This is a genomic window from Mesorhizobium sp. Primo-A (genome assembly GCF_003997175.1).
Taxonomy (GTDB): Bacteria; Pseudomonadota; Alphaproteobacteria; order Rhizobiales; family Rhizobiaceae; genus Mesorhizobium; species Mesorhizobium ciceri.
This window is the reverse complement of record NZ_RZTG01000039.1, coordinates 1-10,899: the sequence shown is the minus strand read 5'-3', so window position 1 is coordinate 10,899 and position 10,899 is coordinate 1. Positions and strand designations below refer to the sequence as shown.

The following is a 10,899-nucleotide window of genomic DNA, read 5'->3' as shown; positions in this document are numbered from 1 at the left end:
TCGTTAAAATGGTTCGGAACCATTTTAGACGAATTGAATGTTTGAGGGTAAGGACGACGCTCCCCGACCGTGGACCGCCGATTCCCGGCACGCAGCACGGCGGCGAGCCTGCCGACGAGCGCGACAATTTCATGACCTGTCCGGTCTGCGGCCAGCCGTTCGACATGCGCGATTTCCGCCAGGTCGCTTGGCACAATCTGCCTCAGCATGAACCGCTGGAACCGGAGCTTGCCACGGTCCGGAACGCGAACTGGTTGCGGATCCGATCATTGAAATAGCGGCCCTTGGCAAAGGCAGATTTGAAATCGGCGACGATCTCCGGCGGTACATCCAGAAAGTCGTACTGCCTGCCACTCGCTACAAACCACACTGAGAGAACCCTGGTTTCCGGGTCGTATTCGAACTTGCGTATTGAGGTCGACGGCATGGTGCACCAGGTCATTGCCGGTGAGCGACCCGCGAGATGGCCCGCCCAGTGAGGAAGCAGAGAGCGGGCCGACCACGGCTGTACGTCCATGGCCATCATCGCCTCCACGGAAGGACGGTGACAGCATTCCAACTCCCATTGGAATTCGGCGTTCCACACATAAACAAAAAGGCCCGCCACCTCTCGGCAGCGGGCAGTGTAGGTCGCTAGGATCACCCAGCGGTACCTAAAGTACACCCCGCCTCGCCAAAAGGGAAATGTTAGGCATCCCTAATGGACGATTCGGACCCTGGGGCTGACCGTGGGGTATCAAATCCGAGAATATCCTGCGGGCCAGGTGATAGCGGAATACCGAGCTGGGGCCCCGACATCCTATTGCGCCGCCGCACAGGCAACGAAAATGCCCGTGACGCTAACCGATCCGGAAACTACTTTCTTGAGGTGACCGATGAGAGCAACGGGAGGGTGTTCGCCTACCAATACGCCGATTTGCTCTACTGAGTGGCTTTGAGCAGCGGCTGCTGCTTCACCTCCGGGCCAAAACCGGCCGCTCCCATTCATAGCCGCAACGGGCTGTCCTAGGGATAGTTGGACTGGACGGTGTGTTGATTCACCCCTGCTGGATGGCTGAGGTGCAAAACCATGCAAACCACAATGCGCGGATACGCGACAGAAAGCCGTTGCATCGTCGACTTTATTCAAGCCGGAATTCAACCGCATGCTTGTCGGCCTCACGAATGAGGCCACTGTCCATGGCGGCTTCGAACGCCTTGGTGAAATACTGATCATCGGAGGCCTCGTGATCCTGCTGCGCAAGATCGATCGGCAGCGCTCCGATCACGCGGCCCGTTGTCTTCTCGATAACCGTGACGGTCCTCTGCATCATGGTTTGTTGACCGTGTCGTCGACTGCGTTGGCCGTTGCCTTGACGTCCCGGCCGACGCCTCGGACGGTGTTGGCGCAGGCCGCAAGGGCAAAGGCACAGGCAAGAATGACAATCGGTGTGATGCGTAGCAGTTTCATGGACGGGTTCTCCTATTTGTGATTATCAAGTCCGCTTTGCCGTATCGCACCTGTAACCGCCATCACCTTGTTGTGGGCGGCCGCTTCATCGGCGGTGTCAAAGGGCGTTGCGATGTCATCCAGAGCCAGTATCACAGCCAGGAACGGAAGGCCGATCAGCGGTGGTGCGTAGACAACGTACGCTGGGCGGGCATTCTTCATCGCCCATGTAGCACCATTTGTCGGTCAGGACCTAATCCACCTCGCCGACTTCCTGCACCACCGTGGCAAGCGATTCTTTCTATAGGAAACAGCCATGATTTTTCCTGCCGGGTAGCGATTGGGGTATGGTCGTGGAGAAATCTGCTGACAGCAAGTCCGCGACCTGGCCCCAAGTCATATGCGTGCGAGGATGGCCATGGATCAGAAGCAGAGGCGGCCCAGATCCGCCATGCCGAAGCCTTATAGGCCCGCCCTCGGTTTCCAACATTTCAAGCACGAAGTTGTCGAATCTGCCATCCTCAAAAATGGGCGGTTGTCGGCTTGAAGAACTCCTTGAGCATGGATTGGTTCAGGACGTGCAATCGCGACTGCAGATCGTTTCGGCTCCCGGTTAGCTTTCGCTCAGGGCTCATTCTGGACGCGAATGGCTAGACGGATTTAACGGAGCAGGCCCTCGTCGTCGAACGCGTTCCAGCCCTTCAACTTGGGCCGGGGAGCGTCATCTCTGGGGTTATTCCCGGCACCGCGAACCTTCTCGCTACCCTTTCCCGCCCGCGTCAGGGCAGCCTTGCCGGCGCCACGTCGCCTGTTCTCTGTAACTTGCTGCGCGTCCTCTTCACGCCAAAGGCTTGGCAGATCACGATCAAGGATGTCCTCGATGTGCCTGGGATCGAACACGTGGAAGGTGACGGCCTTGGATCGACCGCGCATCTTCACGGTGCGGGTGCCAATGCTTTGCAGCCGTCCGTTTTTCAGCCACTTGTGACGCTCACGCGAAGAGATCGCAAGGATGTCTTCGGCCTCGCGCGGCAGGACCGGGAGTACTGCGATGGTTTCCAGTGCCTTGGCGATCTTGTTCGAGGCGGCCTCGAACTCTTCGGCATCGTCTTCGCGCATCCGCAATGTCATGCGACCAGTCTCGGCTTTGACGTACTTCCTCACCGCCCAAGGCAGGCGGGCACGTATTTCACGCTCGATACCTTTCGTGCGCACCGACGAGCCAAGCGTCGCTGATGGCGGAAGGGGCCACTCGGTAATCAGTGACAACGAGGTGCAGACGCTTTGGCGAGAGCCGCGATCTCGAGGGGCCACAATTGCCGCAGCCAAGCCGCCAAGAATCTTTCGTGTTTGCGCAAAACGCACCGGCATCTGAGCTAGTCGCTTCCTTGTCGCACGGTTTCTACCGCCAGCGACCGGCCGGCAAGGCCTTCAACAGCTCCACCTCGGGTTTCGTGAGGTGGATCCATGCCGCCCAATCATCCGGGCGCAGAACCACAATCTGGCGATTGTGGGTGGGCGCCACGTCCAGGCCGGGTTCCGTCGTCAGCATAGCGAATGTCGGGGGCTTGTTGCCTTCGCCATCGCGCCACAGGGCGGCGATCGCCATGAACGAGGCGCCGTTGAGCGTGAAGCGATGCTTAGCCTTTGGAGACTTCTTTCCCGTGAATTCGAAGAAAGCCGACGCCGGAATAAGGCAGCGCTTGCTGTTGGAGACGTTCCGTCCTTCCGAGCGGAAGTTGAAGATCGGCCCGCCTTTGGGCCCGGAGGGCGGAAAGGCAAAGGTCATGCGCGTGAGTTCGATCGTGTCGCCGGCGGCGCGCATGATCGGGGCGGGATCACTGATGCGGATGTCATCCGCCTGCGGCAGATCCAGTTCGGTTTGATAAGTGGGAATGTCGAGCGCCAGCAATTGCATCATCCTGCAATATTCGGCCCAGGCGATATGCTGCTCATAATCGTTGCACATGGCTGCCCACGCTTTCAGTCAGTTGATGACTTATAACAGATAACGCGGCTTGGCTGCGGCGCCACCATCCGGAGATTTTCCGCTATGCCCGAAATCTCGCAATCTGCTTGATGCATTTCGAAGCCGTGCACGGGCGACGTGGATAGACGTGTCGTCGGCAATCAAAGTCCCGTCAGCCTCCCGCCACAGAGGTGCTCGGGCGATGGCCGGGAACCTGTGCAACCATTGCCACCCGGTATGTAGTAACGGAACGAGGCAGTCTGCGGCTGGCGCCCATCGCCTTCCATTTGTTAGGCGCAACGATGTTGCAGACCGTGACGAGGGAGACGAAGTCCGGTGCTACAAGGCGAACCAATCGATCGAAGGTCGCGAAATCATCAGCCAGAAGATGGCGAGCACTGCCGCGAAGGCAGGAAAGCCAAAGGCGAACCAGAGCCGAAACAAGGTGTCATAGCGCTGTGGTGGAGGTTGCTTCTCTGCCGCGGCCTGCATAGCGAGATTGCGCATCTCGATCTGCATCCACACGACTGGAAGCCAGAACAGGCCGGTGATGAGGTAGAGCAGGATCGAAAGCACAATCCACCCCTCGGTCAGCGGATAGCCGGAATGCCAGGCGAGGAATGCACCGGTGACAGGTTGGGCGACGACGGCGGTTGCAGTGAAGATGAAATCGGCGATCACGACCATGCGTGCGACCGCCGCGATGGTCGCGGAATTTCCGGTCCGGTGAGCGAGCAGCATGAAGAAGGCGATGCCGGCGCCGGTGCCCAGCAGCACGGCCGCGCCGACGACATGCAGGAACTTGAGCATGAAGTAGGTCATCAGCGTTCCTCCAGGACCGCCAGCGCGACAAAATGCAGAACCAGGATCGGCAGGATCTTCAGGAATGGGCCGAGCGGCTCGTTCCACAGTTCTGGTCGCAGCATGGTCCCCGCGATCGCATAGAAAAGAGCCACCGCGATCGCCCCGAACAGCCCCAGCCGACTGGTCGGTCGCCAGGCGATCAACGCGCCGACCGCCATGTCGGCCAGCGCTCCGGCGATGACCGCCGGTTCCGCCAGCGGACCGATGGCCGTGCCGACCAGCAAGTCGACCCCGCGGCGCCAGCCGGTGGTCAGGGAAATGATGCCGGTCATGATCCAGAAGAAGGGCAGGACAGTAAAGATCGCCGGCTTGACGAAATAGAGACGGGCGAACCATCGCTCCTGCACCGTCGCGGGATTGAGCTTTAGCGCCGCTTCGAGGCTGGATGGTTGGATCCCTGTCGCAGTGATCCACGCCTGCGGGTCGCCGACAGCGCCCCGCACGATTTCCTTGGCCGCATTGCTGCGCATCGGCGGGCGCCAGCCGAGCAGAGCCGCCGCATCGCCGACCCGGTACAGGCCGGCCGCGACGCTACCGGGCAGAGTGAACTCTCCAGCCGGTCTCGACCCAAGCCAGCGGCGGTAGAGGCCGACCACCTTGCTAATCGGCAGCGCTTCAGGTCCGGCAAGGTCAAGCGCAAGGTGCGATGCGCTATCGGGCCGGAGAAAATGCAGGACAGTGGCGATCACGTCATCCAACTGTACGACCTGAAGCCGACCCGTGCTGGGCATCACCGGCAACAGTGGCAATGCGGCCAGTCCGCGAAACAGCGCACTGGCGCCGAACGCCGGCCGGCCCAGCACGACCGACGGGCGCAGGATGACCCAGTCCAAATCGCGCGCCATCAACGCCTGGTCGCCAGCCAGCTTGGTGGCCGAGAAGGCGGACGGCTGCAGCCGATCGACCCCGATTGCCGAGAAGTGAATGACTTTTCTCACGCCCGCCTGCTCACAGGCGGCAAAGAGTGCCGATGCGCCACCCGCATGCACACCGCCAGTGCTTTCTTGCGCGCTGTCCTGCAGCACACCGGCGCAGTTGACGACCGCGTCGATGCCTATCAGATGCGGGCTCCAGTCCTGCGTCTGCAGCGCCTTTGCCATGTCGAGCAAGACAGGCGGCAAGCCTCTGAAGGGCGCGGCGCCGGCACGATGCAGTACGCGAACGATTTCATATCCATCGGCGGCCAGGCGCGCACAAAGAGAAGCTCCGATCAGACCCGACGCGCCGGTGACGAGGACCCTCACCTGGCACCTGAAAACTGCAGTGACAGTCGCGCCTCATCCTGTCTGCACGCGGAGCCGGACGAAACAGCGGTGTCGCTGCGATCGGGCCGCACGATCGAGCGATTCCGCGCGCCTCGCCGAGGGCAGATGGAAGCGAGCGTCGCGGCGCTGCTGGCGCGTCCGGCCAGAGCTCCGACAGTTTCGAGCAACGATATCGAGCGGAAGCTCGGGTTGATTGTTCCTTTGGTTTCTACCATGGGCGCTGATCCCAAGCTGCCACGGATGTTCCTGCCACCATTCATGGGCAAGGCGAGTTGTTCGCGCAGGAATGACCGCCTCGGACGGTTCAATGCAACAACCGTATCCACTATTTGCTCATGCACGCAGCGCCAGCCAACCTGATCGACGGTGTCGATGGACTCGATCTCCCTCCCGCCCAACGCGTTCAGCTAGATCTAGGCGGCATCTTGCAGCGCCCTTTCATTTACGCTGGTGCCTCCAAGCTGCGTCAACGCCTCGTCCGTTGCCTTCTCTTCGTCGAGCGTCTGCTGCAGCAGCGGAACCGCGTCATTCAAGCCGAGCAGCCTTGCCCAGGTTACCAATGTCCCATAACGGGCGATCTCATAATGCTCGACGGCCTGGGCAGCGGCAACAAGCCCGGCGTCGAGGGCCGGCGCCGCCTGGAACTCCTCCAGTATCTCCCCGCCCTCCTCAATGATGCCGTCGATCGCGGGACAGGTCTTGCCCTGCGCGCGCTTGCCGAAAATCTCGAACACCTGCTGCAGCCGCTCAACCTGACCCTCAGTCTCGTCGCGGTGCTTCTCGAACGCGGCGGTCAACTCTTGCGATTCGGCACCCCTGGCCATTTTCTTGAGGGCACTTAAGATCTTACGCTCCGCGTAGTATATGTCCTTCAAGGCTTCGTAAAATAGATCTTCCCAGGCCCTTTGTGCTGCTCTGGGCGCTTTTCTTCGTCGCCATCTCCATGTCCCACTTCGAGTTCAATGCTTCGCGGCATATGCAGCTCTAACAACCAAGGCCATCGGTTGTTCCTCGCCCTCAAAGACATGGTGGGAACACGAGCAAGGACCGTGATCTCGCTCCGTTCTGGTCGGCACAACCGGCGCCATGTCGCCTCTGCGCCTGGCTAGCCTCGCGGCCGCTTGTCAAGCCGCCTGCCGCGCCTTAACCGGCGTTCTCGCCTATCGAAGTCGATTGCTGGTCACTCTTTCGCCGATCAATGTTGATAAGACGGCGGTCGGGGGCCGCGGCGCCGGAACGACCTCTTCAGCGTTTTGTGGGCAAGCTGCTGTGAGACCAGATCGCGCGCTTTTCGGCACATATTGCAAGCCACAATGGTCGCTCGGCTGCCTCTGCCGGTCTAAACGGGACCCGGCCCGCGGCATGCCCGGATGGTTGAAGCGGATTGTTGAAAAGGTGTGTCGGGGTGAACTAGATCATCCGCCGCCATCGGTTGCGACGATCGAGCGACGATTGCTCCTACCGGCCGCCCGACCGCCGTTTCGCTTCTTCATCGATCCTGCGACCTGAGAATCTTGAGTGCCTCGTCCTTGGTGAGGCCGCACTTTCGGGCAAAGTAGTCGCTTCGATGGCCCTTTCGCGATCCGTCCGAGACGCGGTGTTCTGCTTGGCCTTCTTGCCCATCGATGCTATCGCCGCGATTATATCGCCTGCTGGTGATCAAGCGCCTACGCCGTGGGAGGGCTCACGCGGGGATCGGGTCACCAATCTTGCAGCTCCGCTGCCTGGCTAGAACTGTGGTTTGGCGCGATTGTTCCGAGATCGCAGAACTTCGCAAGAGATGCCTGGCGCCGGACTTTGCTGTGGCCATTCGGGATCTGTCATCCCATCGCTGTGACCTGCAGACGAATGCAGAGCCTCAGCAGTTTTTTCGCCGCTTTCATCGTGGGTTAGTCCCGACAACATGTTCGTTCCAGTACCCGGAGGAAAAAACGTGCGCGACCAGTCTTTTTCCCATCTGGAGGCGCTCATTGATGTGCGTCCCGACACGAATTTCACCCCTAGCGCGCCATGGCCTCGCGGATCGGCCACTGCGTCACTCGATGCAATATGGAACAATCCTCGCAGGCGGATGTTGGGCAACCCAACCCCCTGGAGGATTGCCAATGTTCATGCACAACAAGCGCCTGCAATACACCGTCCGCGTTTCGGAGCCTAATCCCCGCCTGGCCTGCATGATCATGGAACAATTCGGTGGCGCCGATGGTGAGCTTGCCGCGGCGATGCGCTATTTCACGCAAGGCCTCGGCGAGGATGATCTTGGCCGTCGCGACATGTTGCTCGACATAGCCACTGAAGAACTCAGCCACCTTGAGGTGGTGGGATCGATCGTCACCATGCTGAACAAGGGGCTCAAGGCACAACTTGCCGAAGGCCAGATGAAAGAAGCGGACCTTTATATGATGGTCGGCGCCAGCGGTACGACAGCCAAGGAATCCATCCTGTTTGGCGGTGCTCCCGCGCTGTGCGACTCAGCCGGCGTTCCCTGGACCGCGGCCTATGTCGACTCACGCGGTGAACCTACCGTGGATTTGCGGTCGAACATCGCCGCTGAAGCGCGCGCCAAGATCGTTTACGAACGCCTCATCAACATCACCGATGATCCGGGCATCAAGGACGCGCTCGGCTTCCTGATGACACGCGAGATCGCTCATCAAAAGTCGTTTGAGAAAGCACTCTACGCCATCGAAAACAATTTCCCGTCAGGCAAGCTCCCGGGCATCGAGAGGTACGCCAGCATGTACGTCAACACCTCTCAAGGTGACGGCGATACCAATGGTCCATGGAATTCCGGCGAAGAGTGGGATCGGATCGATGACCTTGAACAGGTGATGCCCGTCGACGGCGGAGACGGCTTGGCAACCGTCAAAATGGGCGCCAGAGACATGAAGGTGGTGGCCAAGATGGCCGACCGTACTCTTTCTGATCCGGCGTCCGATCCGATCACGGGCGCTGATCTAGGTGCCGGTCCTGGAGCTGGCCGAACCAAGAACGCGGATTTTGGCGGCGCGGCAAGCATTCAGGAGGCCCCGGCCGTGGCCGAGGCTGCTGTCAAACGCGCACGTAAGCGTTAGTTTGGACTGACGTCATTGCGGGCAACTATGTTCGGGGTCAGGAAGCTAACGACGAAAGCAGGGTATCCGACTGGCAGCAGCGGACTGGCCGGAGTGCTCGCTATTTGCTGAGTGGGTGAAGCACATATGGCCACCGCCGCACCACGATCAGAGTCGGAACATGCGGGGCAGTCGGAGAAGGTCCGTGCCTACGGTTGCGAGAACCGGTGCATTGTCGCAATCGGAGCCTCGGCGGGGGGCCTCGACGCGCTGAAGAGACTTGTCCGGGATATTTCGCCGGACATTCCGGCGGCCCTCCTCATCGTACAGCACGTCGGTCTCACGAGTTACCTCGGCGACATTCTCGGTCGCGCTGCCAACATGCCCGTAGCGAATGCCGCCAGCGGCACGAAGGTTAAAAACGGGCACATCTTCGTTGCACCGCCCGGAGCTCACCTGCTTTTACATGATGATCACATGCTGCTACGGCGCGGGCCGCGGGAGAATTTGGCGCGCCCTGCCATCGATCCCCTTTTTCGATCAGCGGCCTGCAGCTTTGGCGGCAGCGTGATTGGTGTCGTGCTCACGGGCAGCCTCTCCGACGGGACCGCCGGCTTGCGCGCTATCAAGATTTGCGGAGGGGTCAGCGTGGTTCAAGATCCCGACGACGCTGCAGTACCCGATATGCCGCTGAGCGCCTTGCAGAATGTGGAAGTCGACCATTGCGTCGCCCTGTCCGAAATGGCTGGCCTGTTGCGCAGGCTTGCGTCCGAACTCGCAGGGCCGACACCAGAAATCCCGCCTGTCATCCGCCTTGAGGCTGCGATTGCTGCTCAGGAGCACAGCACAATGGAACAGACAGAACGCCAGCTTGGCATCCCCTCGACATTTGTCTGCCCCGAATGTCACGGACCGCTTTGGGAGATCGAAGACGGGCCGATTACCCGTTACCGTTGTCACACTGGACATGCATTCGGAGCGGACGTTTTGATGCAGGCCCAGGCGGACGATGCGGAACAGGCCCTTTGGAGCCTTCTAAGAGCGCACCAGCAGCGGGCCGAGTTGGCGAAACGGACGGCGCAACGAGAAGCCGCTCGGGAAAGACATAGCTTGGCCAGCCAAATGGCTACGCGGGCCGCGGAACACGAAGCCGACGCGAAACTTATTGAAGAAATTATCCATCGTCGAAGGCCGTGACAAACACACGCCCCGACAACCATGACCTTATTTCGGTCCGGGGCTCACAGTACGGCGTTGGCGACTTGCCGGAAACCATGATCCCCCACAGAGACAGCGAGGGTGGTCAACACGAGTCATTCTTCAAACATCCTTCAATGCCGGCGGCAAACAACGATATTAGGTCACATTAGCGTCAGGCGGACGACGTCATTTCTACCTCGACGGCAGAAGGCGCCAATCGCATTTTCAGGCGTCTTGCAGTTCGAAAGCAATGATGGCAGCCTCAGCGACCGCATGCCGCTGGCGTTGGTGCGCAGCCATAATGAATAGCTAGGGCCGCGTCCTCATCCGTCGGGCGGCTCACGCACCAACTCGAACGTGACCTTCACGGAGAATAGGAGCTTGCTGGTGTGATCGCGGACATCGATGGCAACCTCTCTGAAAGTGCCGTCCGGCATCCGGTCTTTGGCTATTTCAAGCAACGCTCTTGCTGCCTCATCTTCAGCGGCTTCCCGGCTCGCAATTTCGGTTCCTTCAGGATCGGGAAAGACTTCGCCATCGTCGGTTAAATCAAAGAAGAAGCGGGCCATGCGACCCTAATTCCGAGCCCCCAAAAAGGTTTCCTTGTAGCGCTACTTGCTGGTGATCCAATCCACCAGGCCGGTTTCCATCTGCTCGCACCCGGTGAATTCATGTACCAGGCTCGTGGCCAGATCACGCCATTGATACTCAGGCACACCCGTTTGCCTGACCAACTCTCGGAATGCCGATCGGAGAATGTCGGCGTCAAAGGCGGAGACGGCGACGCTTGCCACGCCCGGATCTTCCCACCCTCGCGCCATGTCATCGTGGTGACGTTGGCGAAGGCGTTTGAGCAGTTCGCGCGATGTCTCGATTGCGCGCCTTGAACGATCCACGTCTTGGCGAAACTTGGCAGTTCCGATCATGGAATTATGCCGAACAAGATAGCCGGTTGCGATTACGCCTTGTGCAACTTCTAAATGCGTTCGAACCATCGCGGCCTCCCTTCCAGCGAAAGGAATTGTTTACCCTGTTGTCCAGCATAACCCCAACGGATTCGCTGTACGTTTTCAACCAATCGGCTATTCGGCGATTGTCGGCCAATTGCTGGGTTTTAGC

14 protein-coding genes and 2 pseudogenes are annotated in these 10,899 nt (G+C 59.9%); 3 read left to right on the top strand and 13 right to left on the bottom strand.

The features are described from left to right. The 10 genes and pseudogenes from EOC83_RS33100 to EOC83_RS32235 form a co-directional block, all read right to left on the bottom strand. Nucleotides 1-194, bottom strand: a 194-nt coding sequence (locus EOC83_RS33100) for a hypothetical protein (protein WP_206516568.1), incomplete at its 3' end; no start/stop codon positions are given. Nucleotides 195-202: 8 nt separating this feature from the next. Beyond that, nucleotides 203-523: a KTSC domain-containing protein gene (locus tag EOC83_RS32275; protein WP_082826812.1), complete on the bottom strand. Its 321-nt coding sequence runs from the start codon at nt 521-523 to the stop codon at nt 203-205. A 598-nt stretch (nt 524-1,121) separates the two neighbouring features. Beyond that, nucleotides 1,122-1,313 carry a hypothetical protein gene (locus EOC83_RS32270; protein WP_063170821.1) on the bottom strand — a complete coding sequence of 64 codons (192 nt, stop codon included), beginning with the start codon at nt 1,311-1,313 and terminating at the stop codon, nt 1,122-1,124. Continuing rightward, complete coding sequence (locus EOC83_RS32265; RefSeq protein ID WP_032809501.1) at nt 1,310-1,450, bottom strand: entericidin A/B family lipoprotein; 141 nt, start codon at nt 1,448-1,450, stop codon at nt 1,310-1,312. Before EOC83_RS32265 ends, EOC83_RS32270 begins: the two co-directional genes overlap by 4 nt. A gap of 12 nt (nt 1,451-1,462) precedes the next feature. After that, nucleotides 1,463-1,651, bottom strand: a complete 189-nt coding sequence (locus tag EOC83_RS32260; RefSeq protein ID WP_063170820.1) for a hypothetical protein — start codon at nt 1,649-1,651, stop codon at nt 1,463-1,465. Between the two features lie 133 nt (nt 1,652-1,784). Then, a pseudogene (locus EOC83_RS33505) lies at nt 1,785-1,919 on the bottom strand (alpha/beta hydrolase); the annotation flags it as partial. A 170-nt stretch (nt 1,920-2,089) separates the two neighbouring features. Next, a complete protein-coding gene (locus tag EOC83_RS32250; RefSeq protein ID WP_244514444.1) occupies nt 2,090-2,800 on the bottom strand; it encodes a hypothetical protein in 711 nt (236 codons plus the stop codon). 5 nt (nt 2,801-2,805) lie between these two features. Next, nucleotides 2,806-3,398 (bottom strand): annotated as a pseudogene (locus tag EOC83_RS32245) (SOS response-associated peptidase family protein). A gap of 339 nt (nt 3,399-3,737) precedes the next feature. Then, a complete protein-coding gene (locus EOC83_RS32240; protein ID WP_063170818.1) occupies nt 3,738-4,220 on the bottom strand; it encodes a DUF2269 domain-containing protein in 483 nt (160 codons plus the stop codon). After that, nucleotides 4,220-5,506 carry an SDR family oxidoreductase gene (locus tag EOC83_RS32235; protein ID WP_027163564.1) on the bottom strand — a complete coding sequence of 429 codons (1,287 nt, stop codon included), beginning with the start codon at nt 5,504-5,506 and terminating at the stop codon, nt 4,220-4,222. The genes EOC83_RS32240 and EOC83_RS32235 overlap by 1 nt, the downstream gene beginning before the upstream one ends. Here EOC83_RS32235 and EOC83_RS32985 point away from each other — a divergent pair. Then, the gene (locus EOC83_RS32985) at nt 5,411-5,887 is read left to right on the top strand and encodes a hypothetical protein (RefSeq protein WP_164752013.1); all 477 of its coding nucleotides are present in this window, start codon (nt 5,411-5,413) and stop codon (nt 5,885-5,887) included. The two genes, EOC83_RS32235 and EOC83_RS32985, sit on opposite strands and share 96 nt — an antisense overlap. 53 nt (nt 5,888-5,940) lie before the next feature. On the opposite strand, the gene EOC83_RS32230 is transcribed toward EOC83_RS32985, so the two are convergent. Then, entirely contained in the window at nt 5,941-6,402 is a 462-nt protein-coding gene (locus EOC83_RS32230; protein WP_063170817.1) for a DUF892 family protein, read from the bottom strand. A gap of 1,230 nt (nt 6,403-7,632) precedes the next feature. Between EOC83_RS32230 and EOC83_RS32220 the strand changes: the two genes are divergently transcribed. Continuing rightward, the gene (locus tag EOC83_RS32220) at nt 7,633-8,601 is read left to right on the top strand and encodes a manganese catalase family protein (protein ID WP_063170816.1); all 969 of its coding nucleotides are present in this window, start codon (nt 7,633-7,635) and stop codon (nt 8,599-8,601) included. A gap of 126 nt (nt 8,602-8,727) precedes the next feature. Continuing rightward, nucleotides 8,728-9,777, top strand: a complete 1,050-nt coding sequence (locus EOC83_RS32215) for a chemotaxis protein CheB (RefSeq protein WP_063170815.1) — start codon at nt 8,728-8,730, stop codon at nt 9,775-9,777. A gap of 326 nt (nt 9,778-10,103) precedes the next feature. Here the strand turns inward: EOC83_RS32215 and EOC83_RS32210 are convergent, their stop codons facing one another. Then, nucleotides 10,104-10,349, bottom strand: a complete 246-nt coding sequence (locus EOC83_RS32210) for a hypothetical protein (RefSeq protein ID WP_063170814.1) — start codon at nt 10,347-10,349, stop codon at nt 10,104-10,106. 42 nt (nt 10,350-10,391) lie between these two features. Next, nucleotides 10,392-10,775, bottom strand: a complete 384-nt coding sequence (locus EOC83_RS32205; RefSeq protein WP_063170813.1) for a hypothetical protein — start codon at nt 10,773-10,775, stop codon at nt 10,392-10,394. Nucleotides 10,776-10,899: the final 124 nt, after the last annotated feature.

What these genes read in the sequence shown, in the direction of transcription:
- EOC83_RS32275 (WP_082826812.1), bottom strand. Translation starts at nt 523, where the DNA reads ATGGCCATGGACGTACAGCCGTGGTCGGCCCGCTCTCTGCTTCCTCAC.
- EOC83_RS32270 (WP_063170821.1), bottom strand. Translation starts at nt 1,313, where the DNA reads ATGATGCAGAGGACCGTCACGGTTATCGAGAAGACAACGGGCCGCGTG.
- EOC83_RS32265 (WP_032809501.1), bottom strand. Translation starts at nt 1,450, where the DNA reads ATGAAACTGCTACGCATCACACCGATTGTCATTCTTGCCTGTGCCTTT.
- EOC83_RS32260 (WP_063170820.1), bottom strand. Translation starts at nt 1,651, where the DNA reads ATGAAGAATGCCCGCCCAGCGTACGTTGTCTACGCACCACCGCTGATC.
- EOC83_RS32250 (WP_244514444.1), bottom strand. Translation starts at nt 2,800, where the DNA reads ATGCCGGTGCGTTTTGCGCAAACACGAAAGATTCTTGGCGGCTTGGCT.
- EOC83_RS32240 (WP_063170818.1), bottom strand. Translation starts at nt 4,220, where the DNA reads ATGACCTACTTCATGCTCAAGTTCCTGCATGTCGTCGGCGCGGCCGTG.
- EOC83_RS32985 (WP_164752013.1), top strand. Translation starts at nt 5,411, where the DNA reads ATGCAGTACGCGAACGATTTCATATCCATCGGCGGCCAGGCGCGCACA.
- EOC83_RS32220 (WP_063170816.1), top strand. Translation starts at nt 7,633, where the DNA reads ATGTTCATGCACAACAAGCGCCTGCAATACACCGTCCGCGTTTCGGAG.
- EOC83_RS32215 (WP_063170815.1), top strand. Translation starts at nt 8,728, where the DNA reads ATGGCCACCGCCGCACCACGATCAGAGTCGGAACATGCGGGGCAGTCG.
- EOC83_RS32210 (WP_063170814.1), bottom strand. Translation starts at nt 10,349, where the DNA reads ATGGCCCGCTTCTTCTTTGATTTAACCGACGATGGCGAAGTCTTTCCC.
- EOC83_RS32205 (WP_063170813.1), bottom strand. Translation starts at nt 10,775, where the DNA reads ATGGTTCGAACGCATTTAGAAGTTGCACAAGGCGTAATCGCAACCGGC.